Genomic DNA, 17,959 nt, shown 5'->3' on the forward strand with positions numbered 1-17,959 from the left:
CATCAAAACAATGAAAAAGATATATTTATTGCTAACGCTCTTTACAGTAACAGTACTTGCCGCCTGTAAAAAGAATAACTATGCGGAAGGCACCCTAAGCCCAATCATAGCAGTTGTGGACCTTAAAGATATTTATAAAGGGGCAGATGTAACCTTATCTGCCGATAAACTAAGCGGAGCTAAAGAGATAGTGGGCGTGGTAATATCCGACGCTGCGTCTGGCAATACGCCCGCAGGTGTATTAGTGGTACAAAACAACCGCCGTAACGCCCTGCGCGGTATTGCTGTTGCTGTTGGCAATACGGCCACCAAGTACGTTCCCGGTGATTCGGTAATCATCCAAGTAGAAGGTGCAACCTTAACCAGGGTAAACGGAAGTATGCGCATTACGGGGATCACTGAAACGGCAATTACCAAAGTAGCTTCGGGTAAAGCGTTAAAGGTACAATCAGTTCCATCGGGTATGCTCATTGCATCGCCGGACGTTTACGAAAACACGCTCGTGACCATCAGTAAAGCGGTAACTACTCCCGAGCCTAAAACCGGTGAAAGCTTAGCTGGGGACAAGCAAATAAATGATGGATTTGGTATTATAACCCTGCACACAGAAGCTACTGCCAAGTATGCTGCCAATGAGTTGCCATTTAGCGCCAACTTTACGGGCATTCCGGTAATTGCATCTACGGGTACAGATACAAAAGTACAGTTGTGGCCACGTACTGCAGAAGACATTTTTGCCCTTGCAGCTACCAGGCCTACGCCGATTGTGATCACCGGCTACCTTACCGATCCTACAGGAACAGACGCGAATTATGAGTATATCCAGCTGAAAGCAACAAAGGATATCGATTTCTCGGTGACAAGCTACTCACTTATTACATGTAATAATGCAGGCACGCTTCCGCCATCTCCTGATGGTTGGGCGCAGGGCGGCGCGCGTACTTATAAGTTTAATCTTACCTCGGGAAAGGTGACTAAAGGACAATTCTTTTATGTCGGTGGTAACAAGAACATATACGGCGCAGGTTCTACAGATATTAGCAGTGCTACATGGATCAATAGCACACAATATGCAACAGTGCCCGGTGCAGACGGGATAGGTAACATAACCGGCAACCTGCTTGCAAACAGCGGTAACGTAGCTGGTATAGCGGTGTTTGAAGGCACAGCTATTACCGCAGCTAACGCCCCAGTAGACGTAATCATGTACGGTGGTAACGGCGCAGTATACCTGGCCGGCCCGCCGGAGATAGGATACCGCATTACCAATACCGATTATTACAGCACCATAAACTCGCTTACCCGTCAAACGCAGTCCTTCTATGGTGGAGGTACCAACACATCTAAACTGGGCTTGCCTGCTACAAGTAACTTTACAAAACTTGGAGGTGTGTACGACGCACTTACCGGCCGCTGGACTACTGGCCGTACAGTAACAAGCATTCCGCTAACGCTCACAACACCGCTTAGTACTATCGAAAGCGGCACAGGCTTTACAACTATTCAAAACTAAATAGTGCCGGCGTTTTCCGCCGGCACTTAAAAGATATACTCATTTAATGAACAGAAGAAGTTTTATACAAAGTGTTGCCATACTTACTGGTGGCGCATTCATAGCATTAAACAACCAGGCTTTTGCTGATGCCAACGACAAAGTTAAGGGAAGGGTAACAAACGGTAAAAACGGCGTGAAAGGTGTAGTTATGTCTGATGGTTATAGTGTAGTATCCACTGATGCAGATGGGTATTACGAAATAACACCGAACACCAGAGCCAAGAGTATATTTATGAGTACCCCGGCGGGTTATGCCTTTAAAACAGATTACAGTCTGGCTAAGCAATACGAGAAATTAGATAGCGGACATTTTGATTTTAAACTCGAACAGTTGAGAAAGAATGATAACAATCATCATTTTATAATCTGGGCCGACCCGCAGGTCAAAAACAAAAAAGATGTAGCGCAGATGATGGAAACATCAGTACCGGACACCAATCGTACTATCCGCGCATTAGGGAAAGATGCACTGGTGCATGGTATCTGTGTGGGCGATTTGGTTTGGGATAATCACGAGCTATTTGCCGACTACAATGCCGCAGTAGAACAAATGGGAATCCCGTTCTTTCAGGTGCTTGGTAACCATGACATGGATTACCGACAGGGTGGTGATGAAACATCTGACGTTACGTTCAAGCAAAATTATGGCCCAACCTATTATTCTTTCAACAGGGGTAAGGCACATTATGTGGTATTGGATGACGTACGTTACCTTGGCACCGAGCGCAACTATGATGGTTATATTACGGAGGAGCAGCTCGCATGGCTTAAGCAAGACCTACAGTATGTTCAAAAAGATAATTTGCTCATCATCAACCTGCACATCCCGGTGTTCAACCAGGTAAAGAATAATAAAGATTTCTATGCAGTGCTGGATGGTTTTAAAAATGTACACATCATGTCGGGCCACACACATTACCACGCCAATAATGTCGCCGGCAACATATACGAGCATAACCACGGCACTGTTTGCGGTGCCTGGTGGACCGGGCCTATATGTTGTGACGGTACCCCAAGGGGCTATGGCGTTTACGAGGTGAACGGTACCGAACTTAAATGGTACTACAAATCTACCGGCTTACCTGCCGAGCACCAGATCAGCCTTTATGTAAATAAGCTTACAGATCAAACACGCCTGATAGCTAACATTTGGAATTACGACCCAAAGTGGAAGGTCGAGTACTTTTTAGACGGTCAGTCAAAAGGTGAACTAGGAAAAGAGATCGGCTACGATCCATTATCCGTGACCCTATACAAGGGGGAAGATATGCCCGTCAGCAGGCACTTTGTAGAGCCCGTACAAACCGACCATCTTTTTGTAGCTCATTTCGCACCTTCCGTAAAGAAGATAAAAGTAGTAGCCACAGATCGGTTCGGGAAAACTTATTCTAGCGAAATGGAAGTTAACTAAGCTGCCGGCTATGTTAACAGCGCAACTCTAACAATATATGATAAAGAAGCCATTGGAGTAGTTAACAATGGCTTCTTTATTATAATTAAATTTACTAATATGTAGTCGAGCTGTGGAATAGAACCTAGCTATTTAAATAATGTCTTTTAACCATGGTTTTTCAAGTTTGCTTCCTGGCTTTGCCCATCCTTTATCGATCACAATGTCGAAATCAAACTCTATTGTTTTCTTTAATGAAATTTTTTTATGCGAGCGATGTGAAAATCAAAGGCAATCTTGCTTAGGTTTTTATCGCGGTTGTTACTTATGCATTTTCTGTAAGCCTGGGTGGAGTACTTATCTGAAGGAATAAGGGAGTTTGTAATGGTTAAGAAACTATTAAACTTCTGAAAAGAAGCAAGACTTCGTCAGTACTTAATTTTTTAAAACGATTTTTGCCTATTAATTACATCTGTGAATTGAAATTCTTTTACATCATGTTTACAAATTAACTCGCTAATCGCATTTTTCAGCTCCACTCTAATATTGATGTTATTAAAGCCGCCATATAATTTACATTGCCGCTTTTTAGCACCAGAGATTCGTGATTACTTCCGGGAGATCTTGTATTATTAATAATAAATAGATGTTTTGCTCTGTAAATCAAGTAACTTACTTCAAAAACGGGTAGCACCATACTAAACCTCCCGATGGTAGTCTAAGCTTTAAACCAATGCTGTCTCTAAACAAATCTTTGAAAAAGATTTAACTGTACCATCATCTAAAACCCGGAAGCAAGCCATGTTTGGAGTGCCTCCAAACGCTTGCTGACGTGCTTAGTCAGTGCAGTCCTTCACTTCGTTCAAAACCTCAACAGAGAGCCAACCGCTTCCTGAATAAAGAAAATAAACCAGACCACTACCGAAGAGCTCCTGCAAGTTTAACCTGGCTGCCCGGCACCTTTGCTGCTTAGGAGACCAGGATGAGCAGGCCAAAGGTACAGGAGGGGCATAAACGCAGTTACAGGAACGTGATCCGGCTGACGCGTGAAGAGCAGGAGCGGATCAACCAGTCAGCAGAAGCCTGCGGCCTGCCGGTGTACCTGCTGATCCGTCAGCGGCTGCTCAGCGGGAAATACCCGGAGCCCAGGCTGGCGAAGCTAGATGTGCAGGTCTACCTGGAGCTTAGGAAAATCGGCGTGAACATCAACCAGCTCGCAAAACGGGTGAACTCGGGGAAATGGGCGGCAGGCATATCCGCGACGCTGGAACGCCTGCTTCACCAGCAGGAGATCATCAGGCACCTGGTGAAATGATCGCCATACAAAAGATCGGCAAAAACTTTATGGGCGCGCTCAGCTATAACCTGAAGAAGCTTCAGCTGCCGGAATTGCAGCGGGCAAAGCTGCTGTATTCCAGCTTTGCCGCCCTGGACAAGTCGGTGATCAGATCAGAGATGGAGTTTGCGCCCGCCTGGTACTGGGCCTGAGCTGCTATGTATACTACATAGTTTTAAATTCTATACAATTTGGATGGGTCCTAAAACAAAAACGCCTTAAATGATGCATTTAAGGCGTTTTGTTACTTAAGATATAATCTGCGGAGAGTTAGGGATTCGAACCCCAGGACCTGTTACAGTCAACAGTTTTCAAGACTGCCGCAATCGACCACTCTGCCAACTCTCCGGGGACAAAAGTACAAATCCCGGCTGATTTGGCAAATTTGATGTTAACTTTTTTTAAATAGTATATAAACTACTGTTTAGCAATGTTTTGCTTTTGATTTTCAATAGCTTTTTGGCTGCGAAAGGTATTAAATCGAGGTTTTACAATGCGAATCGTACGCTTGGAAAGATCAACACTAGCGTTTAATTCGAACCCGATCAGTAAAATCAGCGAGTTTAGATAAAGATAGATCATCACTACAATGAGGGTTCCGATAGATCCATATACCTTGTTGTAAGACGAGAAGTTGTTAGTGTAGTAAGTAAACCCGATAGAAGTAAGTATTGCCAGCGCTGTAGCTAAAATAGAACCGGGATTAATAAAATTCCACTTACGTTTGTTAGAGGGGCCATACCTGTATAAAAGGCTCACGCTAACAAAAAAGATTACCAACACAATGATCCACTTTAACAAAGCGATTGGGTATGACCAAAGATCAGATTGGCCGTGAAACTTGTCTTTAATAAAGTTTATTACCGCTTGTCCGGCAATCATAATTACTATAGCTACAAGCAACGATATACTTATAACAATAGTAAGCAAAAGAGCTACCAGGCGACGTTTCAACCACGTGCGCGTTTCCAGTATCAGCGATGACTTATTGAATGCCTGCATAAGGTTGCTAACACCGTTTGTAGCGAAGTACAGCGCTGTAGCAAAACCTAAAGAAAGTAATTTACCGTTTTGGTTCTTGATGATCTCTACAATCGTGTTCTGAAAGGCCAGATAAGCGTTTGTAGGCATTATCTGTGCGAAAACACTAAGCAGGTCGTCCTGAAAATTACGGACTGGGATATAAGGAATTAGGGTAAATAAAAATATGATTGCAGGAAACAGAGCCAGCATAAAGTTGTAGGCCAGTGCTGCGGCGCGGTTGGTTAATGATGTTTTTTGTATTTCCTCTATAAAGAATACCACAACGGTATAAAGCGGCAACGGGCGAAAGCCGGGAATGTAAACGGATTTCATCCAATCCGTAAAGTACTGATAGAACTTAAAACGGCTTAAAAAGCGGTGCGCCCATTTCATTAATCTAAATCTCGCTAAAAAATGGTTTTACTTTATCCAGAAAATCTTGCGGTGGCAGGCAGGGGCGATTCGTTTTCATGTTTACAAAAGCCAGTAGCGTGTCGCCAACGTGAATTAGTTGTTCTTTCTCATTAAACAACTCGTATTTAAAGTGAATCTTTACGCCCGGCATCTTCTCAAGGGTAACGCTTACGGTTATCAGTTCATCATACAACGCCGGCTTGAGGTATTTGGAATGCATTTCCAAAACCGGCATCATTACCCCGGACGCCTCCATCCAACTGTAGGTCATACCCAGGCTACGCAGCATTTCCACGCGGCCGACTTCAAAAAACTCAGCGTAGTTGCCGTAGTACATATAACCCATCTGGTCGGTTTCGCCGTAGCGTACCCTTACTTGTGTAGCGTGCTTAAGCATTAGCGTTTAATGTTCCTGTCGTTAAGCGCCTGCTGAAATTTGCGGGCGTTTATTTTATGTTCAGCCTCGTTGGTGGCGAAATTATGGTAGCCTGAAAAGTCCTCCTTTGCACACATGTACAGGTAATCACTCTTTTTATAATCCAAGACTGAATTGATAGCGTTTAGAGAAGGCATCATTACCGGACCGGGAGGAAGACCTTTATACATGTACGTATTGTAAGGCGAGTCTTTAGTAAGATAACGGTTAAGCACACGCTTGATGGTGAAGTCGTTCATGGCGAATATGACTGTCGGATCAGCTTGAAGCTTCATGCCTTTTTTTAGCCTGTTCAGGTATAAGCCCGCAATGGATGGCATTTCATCATCATGTAATGCCTCAGCGTCTACAATGGATGCAAGTACTGATACTTGCACGGGGCTAAGATCAAGCGACTGAGCTTTAAATTTCCTCTCAGGTGTCCAAAATTTTTGATAGTTGGCATACATCCTGTCGAAGAACTTTTCGGGAGTAGTATTCCAGTAGAACTGGTAGGAGTTTGGGATGAAAACAGTATAGATGTTATCGGTAGTAAAGCCATGCGCCTCAGCAAACTCAGTTGAGTCCAGTAAACGTAAGATAGATACAGAATCAGGTTCAAGTTTTTTTGAGACAAACCCAGCAAATTGCTCTTTAAGCCGCAAATTGTGAAAAGCTAGCGTTACCGGTTCCTGGTTGCCTGCCTTAAGCATGTTTATAAATGCACGATTGCTCATCCCGGGCTTCAGGCGGTACTTGCCGGGTCTAACTCGATTAACATATTTCATGTTATGCGCTGCCCACAAGAAGGTTGTGGTGTCATTCACCAGTCGCTGTTCCGTTATAGTTTTGTAAACATCATTAAAGTTCGATCCGGTTTTTATGTATAGGTACTCCTTATTGTCATTTACGTTCGGCCCCAAATAACGCAGGTAATAGAAAAAGCCTGTACCCGCAAGCGCGATAAATATAATAGTCACCAAAGCAATTATGAACTTCTTTGCAGTTCCGCCTGATGATTTTTGTTCGGTTGACATATATGTAGATAGATGTAACTATTGATTGTTTAACTTCTGCAAAGCTATCAATCCGCCTTTTAAGTTTACGACATTATGGTAGCCATGTGCGGATAAAATAGAGCATGCATGCTCGCTCCTGATACCTTTGCTGCAGATAACGATTATTTCATCCGTTTTGTTGTAGGGGAGGGTTGGTAAGCTTTTTTCGAGCTGGGATACAGGTACATTCAACCCGCCAATGTTGAAGGTATAATGTTCAATCTTTTCCCGTACATCAAGAAGGTTTAACTGTTCTTCCTGCAATCGTTGCTTTAACTGGGCTGCGTTAATTTGGCTCATTGGTTTTCTGACCCTGCGAGACTGTCAGGTTTATCCTTGTTCCGATGCTAGTTTGCGCGGTAGAATCCGTTTTCATAGGCGATTGCGACACCACTATAACGTTTGTAGAGTCGGATATGCTGCCTTCATACGTGATTGTGCCTACGGTAAGCCCGGCTCCTTTTATGGCAAATTTAGCAGCATCTAAGTCGAGATTAACAAGCTCGGGTATGTCTACCTCGCTTGCACCCTCGCCATTGCCTAAAACAAGGTCCAGCCGTGAGCCTTTTGGTAATTTAGTTCCAGGCTTAATCACCTGGCCGTTAAAATGCACTTCTAAAACCCGGTCACGTGCTATATCAGATCGGTAAATAGTATCTCCAACCTTTAAACCGTAATTCGAAAGCGTTGCAACAGCTTCACGGTAAATACTTTGTTCTGTAATTAGATCGGGCAGCGACACATTCGGCGCCTGCTGCGTAATCATAGTAAGGTAAATGGTACGGCCCTGCTTTACGTTGGTGCCGGCATCGGGGTCTTGCTCTACAATGGTACCGGGTTCCTGATCGGCTACATAAACAGAATCTATTTTGTAGCTAAAGCCTTGTTCTTTTAAGGCGGCCATTGCCCGGTCTACACTTAAGCCTTTAAGCTGGGGAACAGGTATTCCGCTACCGTGACGCGTATAATAACCCAGGCTGAAAAATGCAATCAATACAATCCCGATAATGGTGGATATTACCAGCAAAATGGTATTCCTGAATTGCCTGGACTTAATATACTGACCGAATTTACTCATGCCTTGTACGCGGATATTTAAGTTCAAACATACATGAAAAAATTGAAAACCGGTGTGGAAAGTGGGAAAAGTGCTATATGGTTCAGGTGCCAAGTAAAGCCATTTGCAAGATTATCTACAATGTTAAAACAAAGAATCTCTTGAAAATAAAAGCGCACCAATTTGCCTACTTTCCGCTGCGGGACTTATATTTGGCTGCATGAAAGCTATTAATGTTGCTCTTTTGGCCGGCGGTTACTCTGGTGAGTACGAAGTATCTATAAACAGTGCCCGTAACATCGCGGCCAACCTTATTGGCGACAAGTACAAGGTTTATACTATACTTATCAACAAGGATAGCTGGGTGTTTGAAGCTGATGATGCTATCGTAAATGTTGACAAGAACGACTTCAGCATAATACTTAATGGTGAACGTATAAAGTTCGACTTTGCTTTCATAACAGTACATGGCACACCGGGCGAGGACGGCAAACTGCAGGGCTACCTGGATATGCTGAACGTGCCTTATAATACTTGCGATGCCACAACATCGGCCATTACCATGAACAAGGCTTATACCAAGGCTATCGTGAACGGTATACACGGGCTGCATACCGCCAAATCTATGCAGTTGCACAGCCGCGATATACACGACACAGCAACCATTGCTGCTAATCTCAAGTTTCCACTGTTTATTAAACCTAATAACGGAGGTAGCAGCGTGGGTATGAGCAAAGTGCACAACATTGCGGGCCTTCAGCCTGCGTTGGACAAAGCCTTTGCCGAAGACAACCAGATATTGATAGAAGAGTTTATAAAAGGGCGTGAGTTCAGTATCGGTATCGCAAGGCTTAAAGGGAAAGTAACGGTGCTTCCTGCCACCGAACTTAAAACAACCAAGGAGTTCTTTGATTATGAAGCTAAATACACGCCCGGCATCACCCAGGAGATAACGCCTGCGGATCTATCACCTGAAAAGAATCATGAGATAGCTGAGATAGTTACACAAGTATATCTACGACTTAACTGCCGGGGTATGGTTCGGGTAGACTTTATTCTGTTAGAGGAAACACAGGAGTTTTATTTTATTGAAATTAATACCACCCCCGGGCAATCATCCGCAAGCCTGATTCCGCAGCAGGTTAGGGCAGCCGGCATGCACCTGCCAGACTTCTACAGCGAGTTGATAGATAGTGCGTTGCATATTTAGGGCACTGCTGTATACAGAATTACTACTATCCAAGACACTTTCTTAATTCACATTGGTTATTAACATTTGTGAAAATGTATTAACTAATGAGTTATGTTGCAGCTGCCTTAAAGGATGCCGTTTGCAGCTTAAGTAGCTTTGTGTGCTTTTAATTTAGTTAAATTAAGGTTGTGCAATGGTATAGCAATTGTTAACACCAACGTGCTGATTTATTTACGTGGTCAGTAACTAGGTAAAACATTCTTGCGTCTATTAATCTGTAACAAACTGCACAACAATGAACTCACTAAGAAACACCGCCCGTAAAGTAAACAACGCATTAACAATGAGCGTTATCGACCTGCATGATAAAGGTTACACCAACGACTTCCTGCCAATGCACAACCAGCATTTCCTTTGCCTGCAAGACAGCCTTGACTTCGCGGCAGAGGACCTCAACATAGAGGTGATAGGGCAGGAGTATGACCAGCTAACCAACAGCTATAAGTACATTCACACTATAGAAGCGATTAACGGTGCCAAGGGGTTGCTGGTGACAGACGCCATCTGCACTAAAGGCTTTCTTGCTGCTTAATACTCTTTGAAGTACTTACGCTAAATAGCGTAATGCGTTATTACATCTTCCGGCACCTTCATGCCGCGGCCGGTGGCTATGTCTATCATCACGTAGTCGAAGTAGCCGTCGCAGCATATCTTTTGGGTTGCTTTGTTGGTTATTACAAAGGTTACCCGGCATCCTTTGTCGTTGATGCTTTCTATGCCGGTGCGTACCAGGAAATAGTCGCCCATCTTTAAGGGGCGCTTAAAGTCCATGTTCACGGTACGCACCACCCAGCCGTAACCACGTTCCATAAACTTCTCCATGGCCATGCCATAGCAGGTTTCCATTTGCTCGTAGCGTGCTGCCAGCACATAATCAAAGTACTTGCTGTTGTGTACATGCTGAAACATGTCTATATCATCCGGCCTTACCCGGTGCTCGGTCTCAAAGGTGGCGTAAGTGCTCATATTGTTTATAATGCAGTAAAGTTGCAAAAGTTTACCGGTAAGCCAATATAAGCTGCACTGTAACAAGAAAAGGTGTTACACCTGATACACTTGAAAATGCTTATTTTTGACCAACTATCAGGTAATTAATTGTTTATAAAAATTATATGTTGCAACATGTTACAGTTTTGGCGATCATGTTACAGTTTTTTGATGATGTTACACTTGTACAGTCTAATTTGACAGTCTGAAAAGCATTCCCGGTGCGACTTGTTGTTCGTTATTAATGAAAAAAATTTCTATCCGACTACGCAATGCACTCGCCGATATGCTATCTTTCGGCATGCGGCACTACGAGTATAAACCGCCCGAAGAACTGCGGGATAGCATACAAGAATTTTGGTATACCATAATAGATTTTGGCGAGCAGCCTTCAGATTTTGAAGTACTGCCCGATGGTTATGCCGAGATCGTTTTTCTTTTTGGTTCCGCTTGCAGCGTATCCACTCCCGAAGGCTTGCAGCCTTTGCCGTCACCCTTTCTGATGGGGCTGCTCGGCCAGCCGGTGATATTAAAAGCGCAGGGCCGTTTGCAGGTGCTGGGGGTAAGGTGCTTCCCATGGACAGTGTTCGATCTGCTGGGCTTACCCGCAGGTAACGAGAGCGTTCGCGTTTTTACACATCCCATCGCCCAACTTCAACCTGTTTTGGCAGCTTTAATGGCTGCAGATCGCGCCGATGATGCACTGGCTTTGCTGAAACAATATTTTTTAGAACACAAAAAGCATAAAGCAGACCCCATGCTGCATAAAGCCGGCGCTGCCTTAAACAATGCCAACGGCACTATACCGGTTAGCGAAGTGGCCGAGGCTGCACATGCTACGGTACGTACACTGGAACGGAAATTTAAGCAGGCCGCGGGCCACACCGTAAAAGATGTTTCGGGCGTTATGCGTTTTGAGCAGGTCCGAAACCGCTTATGGCTTACTCCCGCCGTTAACCTTGCTACTTTAGCCGCCGAATTGGGCTATACCGACCAGGCCCATCTTAGCCGCGAGTTTAAACGCTATAGCGGCACTACGCCGGCAGCTTTCGCCCGTAAAGCTAAAAGCGGCAATTCGGCTGTGGCCAACTTTGTCGCGTTTGTACAAGATTAAGGCTGTTGTCAGCCGCACATTTGCATCATAAATAAATGATGCAATACATGTTATTGAAAGATAAAAACGTAGCCATTATCGGGGCCGGCCCTGTTGGGCTCACTATGGCGCGGTTGTTACAGCAAAACGGAACCAATGTTGCGGTATACGAAAGGGATACCGACCCGCAAGCACGTATATGGGGCGGCACGCTTGATCTTCATAAGGAGTCCGGCCAGGTAGCTATGCAAAAAGCAGGGCTGTTGGAGCGCTACTATGCAATGGCAATAGCGATGGGCAGAACCATTGCCGACGAACAAGGTAATATTTTGTTCACCAGGGTGCCAACGCCACAAAACGAACATGATAACCCCGAAATAAACCGAAATTCTCTTAGAATCTTATTGCTGGAAAGTTTAACCCCGGGTACTGTTGTATGGGATAGAAAACTGACCGGCCTTGAGGCTAATTACGGGCAATGGTTATTGCATTTTGAAGGTAAGCCCGATGCCTCTGCCGACGTTGTGATTGGGGCAAATGGCGGTATGTCAATTGTGAGAAAGTACCTTACGGATACAGAGGTGGAGGATACCGGGACGATCATTGTGCAGGGAGAGGTGCACAATGCCGCTATGCGGTGTCCCGACTTTTACCAGCTGTGCAAAGGCAATATCCTTATGGTATCCAGCAAAGGCACTTCGTTGGTTGCTAACCCTCGTAACAACGGGGTTTTAAGCTACGGTGTAATATTTAGCAGTGCTGATGAGCCGGGCATTATGAGCGCCGGATTGGGCAGGGATAGCATTATCAGTTACCTGACCAACAGGTTTGTACAATGGGCTGATGTTTACCGGCAGCTGTTTAAGGCAACCAACTCTTTTTGGGTGCTGCCTACAAAGAAATTGCCCTTAGATAAACCTTGGAAAAGCGAAAGGCCACTGCCGGTGACGCTCATTGGCGATGCTGCTCACCTTATGCCGCCTTTTGCAGGGCAGGGTGTAAACACTGGTTTAACGGACGCGCTAATTCTGTCGGATAATCTTACCAACGGCAAATACGCCAGCATACAGGCCGCAATAGAAGATTACGAGCAGCAAATGTTTGTTTATGCCGGGGAAGCACAACGGCAGTCTGCTGCTAACGAGTTGGAGACTCGCCATCCTGATTTTTCATTTCACAGGTTTATTCATTAGCTGTTTGATAAGCGGGGTAGCATTGGGGTGAATCGACTGGCTTTTCTTACCGTTTTTGCGCGCAGCGGAGAGAGGGTCGACGAGCGATAGCGATGTCGGGGTGAGTCGTTAGTGCTGATGAGGAATGGGTTTGCTGAATTTGCGGCAGTGGATGTTCATTTCTTTTGACACCAAAAGAAACGAACCAAAGAAACTTAGCGCAGCGATCTCATGAACAGAGTGAATAACGTGCCGGCTACGTTACGTTCTGTTAAAGTTAGTGCTTTGGCAATACCTATACTACCCGAACGTTCCTGATACCGGTTTTGAGGTGGTTGTTCCGGCTGTGCTGCTCTTGTTTTGTAATTCTTCTTACCCTCTTTGTTCGCAGCGGAGAGAGGGTCGACGAGCGATAGCGGTGTCGGGGTGAGTCGGCGTGGGTTAGTAGTGCTCGTTCTGACACTGCGTCATTGTGAGGAACGAAGCAATCCTCGACGGGTGGGTAGCCAACAAGCATGTCGATGATTGCCACGCTGTCGCTCGCAATGACGGTGTTGAAATTATACAGAATTCCCGAGCGTCATTGCGAGGGACGAAGCAATCCTCGACTTTCAGGTAGCCACTTGCTTTTGTCGTGTTTGTACAAGCGTAGGGGAGGTGCATTATGCAGTTTTGTACCGTAGTCATCAAGCGGCTACAATTAAACTATGGAAGCATTTAAAAACAAAAAAGTACTTATTTCCGGCGCAAGCATAGCGGGGCTTTCCTGCGCCTGGTGGATGAATAATTTAGGCTACAGCGTAACTGTTGTGGAAGTTGCAGATCAGCCACGCACTGCCGGCTCTGCTATTGACATACGCGGAAATACCGTGGATGTTGCCCGCCGCATGGGCATCCATGATGAACTGGAGGCCAACAAGCTCAATGTAGAACAGATAATATTTAAAAATGCAGCAGATGTTTCTGAACGCACCATAGTGCTGAACGGCAATGATGACGAAAGCAACGAAGTAGAAATTGAACGAGATAAGTTTATAAATATGCTGTTTGCCAAGCTTAAGAACAACGTGGAGTTTATTTTTAGCGATAGCATTGCCGTTTTAAACGAAACCGGGGATAATATTAAGGTTACTTTCAAAAGTGGCGCACAACGCGCGTTTGATCTGGTGCTAGGCTGTGACGGTTCACATTCCGGCGTCCGTAAATTATGGTTCGGTCCTGAAGCAGACTACGCGCATTTCATGGAGGCGTATTTCTCTATTACGATAGTGGACAAGCTGCTGGTAGAGCAAAACACCATGCAAATGTTTAACGTGCCGAATAAAGCCGTTATGCTTAATGCATATAAGAATAAAACTGATGTGATCTTTTGTTTTCACTCGCAGGAGGAGATCTCTTATAGTTACCGCGACATCGAGCAACAGCGAAACATCATCCTGGAACACTTTTCCGGCGAAAGCTGGCGTACTGCCGAGCTGTTGGAAGAGGTAAGGCATTCGGGTAATTTCTATTTTGATAAATTCTGCCAGATAAAAATGCCATCGTGGTCCAAAGGTCGTGTTGTGCTGGTAGGCGATGCAGCGTATTGCGCATCTCCGGCTGCAGGCATGGGTGCTTCATTATCAATGATAGGGGCGGCAGCGCTGGCCGATGCCTTAGTTGAACACGGGGGGGATCACAACCCGGCGTTTGCGACCTATGAAAAAAGCATTCGTCCTTTTATTGAAGAAGTACAAGGCACTGCCGAAAAGAACGTACGGGAAAATTTTATTCCCAGAACTGAAGAAGCTATTCGGGAAAGGAACGAACGGGAGGTAATCTTTTAAGTGTAAGTGAGTTTATTAGCACGTCATTGCGAGGAACGAAGCAATCTCCAAATAAAAAGTTACGATACCCTTGTAGAAAGGTTGCCGCAAGCTTGTCGGGAGATTGCCACGCTATCGCTCGTGGCGAATCTACTCACCCCCAGCCCCCTCTCTCCGCGTTGCGGAAAGAGGGGGTGCTTGTAGAGATTTTAGGTGATTATTCTGGAAGTACGTCATTGCGAGGAACGAAGCAATCTCCAGATAAAAAGTTACGATAACCCTCGTAGAAAGGTTGCCGCAAGCTTGTCGGGAGATTGCCACGCTATCGCTCGCAATGACGCGGTTGTTTGTCCTCCAGTAACCATGCGTCATTGCGAGGAACGAAGCAATCTTCGATAGAAAGGTCGACGACAGGTGTGTCGGTGATTGCCACGCTATCGCTCGCAATGACGCTTTGTTGTATTACCCTCTTTGCGCGCAGCGGAGAGAGGGTCGACGAGCGATAGCGATGTCGGGGTGAGTCGGCCAGTGTTATCGTCTGAACTCGAATTTATGAAATTTAAAGAATTAATAGAATTTAAAACAACCAATCCTGCCAAGCATTGACTCTTGACTCTTGACTCTTTTACCCCGATATTCTTATTCGTAAACTCTTGAAACTTCAGACTTAATTAGTTACCTTTGCACCACAATTAACAAAAGTTTACACGCTTTAATATTATTCAGGTAATGTATTTAAGTAAAGAAGCAAAGGCGGAGATCTTTGCACAACACGGTAAAGGCGCAACTGATACAGGTTCAGCCGAAGGTCAGGTAGCTCTTTTTACCACGCGTATCGCGCATTTAACTGGTCACTTAAAGAAAAACAAACACGATTTTTCTACACAGTTATCACTTCAGAAGTTAGTAGGTAAACGTCGCGCATTGCTGGCTTACCTATACAAAAAAGATATTAACAGGTATCGTGCTATCATCAAGGCGTTACAGCTAAGGGATATCATCAAATAACTTTTGTTGAAAAACAAAAAAAAGCCGTCCGCCTAAGCAGGATGGCTTTTTTAATTTCTGAAACAATTTTTACAAACATAAAAAAGGTGCGCTCCTGAAGATGAAAAGCGCACCGCAACACAAACAAGATGAGTTTAAATGTAATTAAAAAGGTAATCGATTTAGGTGACGGCCGCACCATTGAGATCGAAACCGGTAAACTGGCCAAACAAGCCGATGGCTCGGTAGTAGTAAAAATGGGTGACACCATGTTGCTTGCTACTGTAGTGTCATCAAAAGAAGCGAAAGAAGGCATTGATTTCCTGCCCCTTTCTGTAGATTACCAAGAGAAATACGCTGCCACCGGTCGTATTCCGGGTGGTTTCTTACGCCGCGAGGCACGTCTGTCAGACTATGAGGTTTTAATTTCCCGTTTGGTTGATCGCGCCCTGCGCCCAATGTTCCCTGAAGATTATCACGCAGATACACAGGTGATGATCTCCCTGATCAGCGCTGACAAAGATATTATGCCTGATGCACTTGCAGGTTTGGCCGCTTCGGCAGCTTTATCTGTTTCGGATATCCCTTTCAACGGACCTATTTCTGAAGTACGTGTAGCTAAAATTGACGGCCAGTTGGTTATAAACCCAACTTTAAGCCAGTTAGCAAATGCAACTTTAGAGTTTATTGTAGCAGGTAACCAGCACGACATCAACATGGTGGAAGGCGAGAGTGCCGAGATACAGGAAGATGAACTTGTTGAAGCTATTAAATTTGCGCACACTGCTATTAAGGTACAGTGCCTTGCACAAATTGAACTTACCCAGGAAGTTGGCAAAACAGAAAAACGTACTTACAACCACGAGCATAGCAACGAAGACCTGAAAAAGGCTATTTACGAAGCTACTTATCAGCAGGTGTATGACATTGCTTCTTCAGCTTCTGCTAAAGACGAGCGCGGTGCTAAATTCAAAGCTGTACGTGACGCTTACATAGAAACTCTTGGCGAGATAGATGACATCACTAAATCGTTAGCTAAAAAATACTACCACGACGTAGAGTACGACGCTATCCGCAACCTGGTACTGGACGAAGGCAAACGCCTTGACGGCCGTTCTACCACGCAGATACGCCCAATCTGGAGCGAAGTTGGTTATTTGCCATCTGCTCACGGCAGCGCGGTATTCACCCGTGGCGAAACACAGTCATTAACTACCGTTACCTTAGGCGCTAAGGACGACGAGCAGATGATTGACGGTGCGTTCATCAACGGTTATCAGAAATTCTTATTACACTACAACTTCCCAGGTTTCTCTACCGGTGAGGTTCGCCCTAACAGGGGTGCCGGCCGTCGCGAGATTGGTCATGGTAACCTGGCTATGCGTTCGTTAAAACGCGTATTGCCTGCTGAAGACGAAAATCCTTACACTATCCGTATTGTTTCTGATATTCTTGAATCTAACGGTTCGTCTTCTATGGCAACTGTTTGCGCCGGTACGCTTGCGCTGATGGATGCCGGTGTGAAGATTGCTAACCCGGTATCGGGTATTGCAATGGGTTTGATCACCAACGAAATGGGTACTAAATACGCCATCCTTTCTGACATCCTTGGCGACGAGGATCACTTAGGTGATATGGACTTTAAAGTAACCGGTACCAAAAACGGTATTGTTGCTGTACAGATGGACCTTAAGATAAACGGTTTATCGTACGAAGTGCTTGCTGCTGCCCTTCACCAGGCAAAAGACGGTCGCTTACACATCCTTGGCGAAATGGCTAAAACCATTACCGAACCACGTGAGGATTACAAACCACATGCTCCGCGTATCATCACCATCAAGATCGATAAAGAATTTATTGGTGCTGTAATTGGGCCCGGCGGTAAGATCATCCAGGAAATGCAACGCGAAACCGGTGCTACTATCTCTATCGAAGAAGTTAACAACGTTGGTATAGTACAGGTATTTGCAGATAACAAAGCATCTATTGATGCAGCTGTAGGCCGCATCCGCGCAATCGCTTCTAAACCGGAAGTAGGCGAGATCTACGAAGGTAAAGTACGCTCGATAATGCCTTTCGGTGCTTTTGTTGAGATCATGCCGGGTAAAGATGGCTTGCTGCACATCTCTGAAATTGACCACCGTCGTATTGAAACAATGGACGGTATATTCCAGGTGGGTGATGAAGTAAGGGTTAAACTGCTTGATATTGACAAGCAAGGCAAACTGAAACTTTCCCGTAAAGTGCTATTGCCAAAACCTGAAGTTAAAAAGCCGGAAAACAACAACTAAGAATTGTATTCTGATAACAACAAAGCCCTCATTAACGAGGGCTTTGTTGTTATATTATTTTTTTTTAAACTTTGAAAACAAATCAGCTATTAGGCGGTTTGGTATAATTAAGTATAAATGTGCT

Annotated in this window: 17 protein-coding genes and 1 tRNA gene; 11 read left to right on the forward strand and 7 right to left on the reverse strand. The window is 44.9% G+C overall.

Annotation, left to right across the window (positions count from 1 at the left end; genetic code table 11):
* Nucleotides 1–10: 10 nt before the first annotated feature.
* The 4 genes from DYU05_RS00630 to DYU05_RS20970 all read left to right on the forward strand — a co-directional run bounded on the left by DYU05_RS00630 (nt 11) and on the right by DYU05_RS20970 (nt 4,433).
* Nucleotides 11–1,513, forward strand: coding sequence for a DUF5689 domain-containing protein (locus tag DYU05_RS00630; RefSeq protein ID WP_117381063.1), 1,503 nt, complete (start codon nt 11–13; stop codon nt 1,511–1,513).
* A gap of 46 nt (nt 1,514–1,559) precedes the next feature.
* The gene (locus tag DYU05_RS00635) at nt 1,560–2,966 is read left to right on the forward strand and encodes a calcineurin-like phosphoesterase C-terminal domain-containing protein (protein WP_117381064.1); all 1,407 of its coding nucleotides are present in this window, start codon (nt 1,560–1,562) and stop codon (nt 2,964–2,966) included.
* 961 nt (nt 2,967–3,927) lie between these two features.
* Nucleotides 3,928–4,260 (forward strand): plasmid mobilization protein, encoded by a 333-nt coding sequence (locus tag DYU05_RS00640; RefSeq protein ID WP_117381065.1) that lies wholly within the window; start codon nt 3,928–3,930, stop codon nt 4,258–4,260.
* Nucleotides 4,257–4,433 carry a hypothetical protein gene (locus tag DYU05_RS20970; RefSeq protein ID WP_165851967.1) on the forward strand — a complete coding sequence of 59 codons (177 nt, stop codon included), beginning with the start codon at nt 4,257–4,259 and terminating at the stop codon, nt 4,431–4,433. The genes DYU05_RS00640 and DYU05_RS20970 overlap by 4 nt, the downstream gene beginning before the upstream one ends.
* A 111-nt stretch (nt 4,434–4,544) precedes the next feature.
* Here DYU05_RS20970 and DYU05_RS00645 read toward each other — a convergent pair.
* From DYU05_RS00645 to DYU05_RS00670, 6 genes are all read right to left on the reverse strand, one after another.
* Nucleotides 4,545–4,629 (reverse strand) — tRNA-Ser (locus tag DYU05_RS00645).
* A 69-nt stretch (nt 4,630–4,698) separates the two neighbouring features.
* On the reverse strand, nt 4,699–5,697 hold the full coding sequence (locus DYU05_RS00650; protein WP_117381066.1) for a YihY/virulence factor BrkB family protein: 999 nt from the start codon (nt 5,695–5,697) through the stop codon (nt 4,699–4,701).
* A gap of 4 nt (nt 5,698–5,701) precedes the next feature.
* Nucleotides 5,702–6,115 carry an acyl-CoA thioesterase gene (locus tag DYU05_RS00655; protein WP_117381067.1) on the reverse strand — a complete coding sequence of 138 codons (414 nt, stop codon included), beginning with the start codon at nt 6,113–6,115 and terminating at the stop codon, nt 5,702–5,704.
* Nucleotides 6,115–7,170, reverse strand: coding sequence for an endolytic transglycosylase MltG (gene mltG / locus DYU05_RS00660; protein WP_117381068.1), 1,056 nt, complete (start codon nt 7,168–7,170; stop codon nt 6,115–6,117). The genes DYU05_RS00655 and mltG overlap by 1 nt, the downstream gene beginning before the upstream one ends.
* Nucleotides 7,171–7,188: 18 nt before the next feature.
* Nucleotides 7,189–7,491, reverse strand: a complete 303-nt coding sequence (locus DYU05_RS00665; RefSeq protein WP_117381069.1) for a rhodanese-like domain-containing protein — start codon at nt 7,489–7,491, stop codon at nt 7,189–7,191.
* Nucleotides 7,478–8,269 (reverse strand): PASTA domain-containing protein, encoded by a 792-nt coding sequence (locus DYU05_RS00670; protein WP_117381070.1) that lies wholly within the window; start codon nt 8,267–8,269, stop codon nt 7,478–7,480. The genes DYU05_RS00665 and DYU05_RS00670 overlap by 14 nt, the downstream gene beginning before the upstream one ends.
* Before the next feature lie 199 nt (nt 8,270–8,468).
* Between DYU05_RS00670 and DYU05_RS00675 the strand changes: the two genes are divergently transcribed.
* Both DYU05_RS00675 and DYU05_RS00680 read left to right on the forward strand, forming a co-directional pair.
* Nucleotides 8,469–9,458: a D-alanine--D-alanine ligase gene (locus DYU05_RS00675; RefSeq protein ID WP_117381071.1), complete on the forward strand. Its 990-nt coding sequence runs from the start codon at nt 8,469–8,471 to the stop codon at nt 9,456–9,458.
* Nucleotides 9,459–9,735: 277 nt separating this feature from the next.
* Nucleotides 9,736–10,032 (forward strand): hypothetical protein, encoded by a 297-nt coding sequence (locus tag DYU05_RS00680; RefSeq protein WP_117381072.1) that lies wholly within the window; start codon nt 9,736–9,738, stop codon nt 10,030–10,032.
* A 20-nt stretch (nt 10,033–10,052) separates the two neighbouring features.
* On the opposite strand, the gene DYU05_RS00685 is transcribed toward DYU05_RS00680, so the two are convergent.
* Nucleotides 10,053–10,466, reverse strand: coding sequence for an acyl-CoA thioesterase (locus DYU05_RS00685; RefSeq protein WP_117381073.1), 414 nt, complete (start codon nt 10,464–10,466; stop codon nt 10,053–10,055).
* A 265-nt stretch (nt 10,467–10,731) separates the two neighbouring features.
* Between DYU05_RS00685 and DYU05_RS00690 the strand changes: the two genes are divergently transcribed.
* From DYU05_RS00690 to pnp, 5 genes are all read left to right on the forward strand, one after another.
* Nucleotides 10,732–11,601 carry a helix-turn-helix domain-containing protein gene (locus tag DYU05_RS00690; protein WP_205771746.1) on the forward strand — a complete coding sequence of 290 codons (870 nt, stop codon included), beginning with the start codon at nt 10,732–10,734 and terminating at the stop codon, nt 11,599–11,601.
* A 35-nt stretch (nt 11,602–11,636) separates the two neighbouring features.
* Complete coding sequence (locus DYU05_RS00695; protein WP_235853923.1) at nt 11,637–12,773, forward strand: FAD-dependent oxidoreductase; 1,137 nt, start codon at nt 11,637–11,639, stop codon at nt 12,771–12,773.
* Nucleotides 12,774–13,459: 686 nt separating this feature from the next.
* Nucleotides 13,460–14,578, forward strand: coding sequence for an FAD-dependent monooxygenase (locus tag DYU05_RS00700; RefSeq protein ID WP_117381074.1), 1,119 nt, complete (start codon nt 13,460–13,462; stop codon nt 14,576–14,578).
* Between the two features lie 708 nt (nt 14,579–15,286).
* Nucleotides 15,287–15,565 carry a 30S ribosomal protein S15 gene (gene rpsO, locus DYU05_RS00705; RefSeq protein ID WP_117381075.1) on the forward strand — a complete coding sequence of 93 codons (279 nt, stop codon included), beginning with the start codon at nt 15,287–15,289 and terminating at the stop codon, nt 15,563–15,565.
* Between the two features lie 128 nt (nt 15,566–15,693).
* Nucleotides 15,694–17,835, forward strand: a complete 2,142-nt coding sequence (pnp, locus tag DYU05_RS00710; protein ID WP_117381076.1) for a polyribonucleotide nucleotidyltransferase — start codon at nt 15,694–15,696, stop codon at nt 17,833–17,835.
* The last annotated feature ends 124 nt before the right edge of the window (nt 17,836–17,959 follow it).

Origin of the sequence: Mucilaginibacter terrenus, assembly GCF_003432065.1 — a bacterium.
Classification (GTDB): domain Bacteria; phylum Bacteroidota; class Bacteroidia; order Sphingobacteriales; family Sphingobacteriaceae; genus Mucilaginibacter; species Mucilaginibacter terrenus.

Bases quoted from the DNA above. Each gene is read 5' to 3' on its own strand.
- DYU05_RS00630 (WP_117381063.1), top strand. From the start codon at position 11: ATGAAAAAGATATATTTATTGCTAACGCTCTTTACAGTAACAGTACTT.
- DYU05_RS00635 (WP_117381064.1), top strand. From the start codon at position 1,560: ATGAACAGAAGAAGTTTTATACAAAGTGTTGCCATACTTACTGGTGGC.
- DYU05_RS00640 (WP_117381065.1), top strand. From the start codon at position 3,928: ATGAGCAGGCCAAAGGTACAGGAGGGGCATAAACGCAGTTACAGGAAC.
- DYU05_RS20970 (WP_165851967.1), top strand. From the start codon at position 4,257: ATGATCGCCATACAAAAGATCGGCAAAAACTTTATGGGCGCGCTCAGC.
- DYU05_RS00650 (WP_117381066.1), bottom strand. From the start codon at position 5,697: ATGAAATGGGCGCACCGCTTTTTAAGCCGTTTTAAGTTCTATCAGTAC.
- DYU05_RS00655 (WP_117381067.1), bottom strand. From the start codon at position 6,115: ATGCTTAAGCACGCTACACAAGTAAGGGTACGCTACGGCGAAACCGAC.
- mltG (WP_117381068.1), bottom strand. From the start codon at position 7,170: ATGTCAACCGAACAAAAATCATCAGGCGGAACTGCAAAGAAGTTCATA.
- DYU05_RS00665 (WP_117381069.1), bottom strand. From the start codon at position 7,491: ATGAGCCAAATTAACGCAGCCCAGTTAAAGCAACGATTGCAGGAAGAA.
- DYU05_RS00670 (WP_117381070.1), bottom strand. From the start codon at position 8,269: ATGAGTAAATTCGGTCAGTATATTAAGTCCAGGCAATTCAGGAATACC.
- DYU05_RS00675 (WP_117381071.1), top strand. From the start codon at position 8,469: ATGAAAGCTATTAATGTTGCTCTTTTGGCCGGCGGTTACTCTGGTGAG.
- DYU05_RS00680 (WP_117381072.1), top strand. From the start codon at position 9,736: ATGAACTCACTAAGAAACACCGCCCGTAAAGTAAACAACGCATTAACA.
- DYU05_RS00685 (WP_117381073.1), bottom strand. From the start codon at position 10,466: ATGAGCACTTACGCCACCTTTGAGACCGAGCACCGGGTAAGGCCGGAT.
- DYU05_RS00690 (WP_205771746.1), top strand. From the start codon at position 10,732: ATGAAAAAAATTTCTATCCGACTACGCAATGCACTCGCCGATATGCTA.
- DYU05_RS00695 (WP_235853923.1), top strand. From the start codon at position 11,637: ATGATGCAATACATGTTATTGAAAGATAAAAACGTAGCCATTATCGGG.
- DYU05_RS00700 (WP_117381074.1), top strand. From the start codon at position 13,460: ATGGAAGCATTTAAAAACAAAAAAGTACTTATTTCCGGCGCAAGCATA.
- rpsO (WP_117381075.1), top strand. From the start codon at position 15,287: ATGTATTTAAGTAAAGAAGCAAAGGCGGAGATCTTTGCACAACACGGT.
- pnp (WP_117381076.1), top strand. From the start codon at position 15,694: ATGAGTTTAAATGTAATTAAAAAGGTAATCGATTTAGGTGACGGCCGC.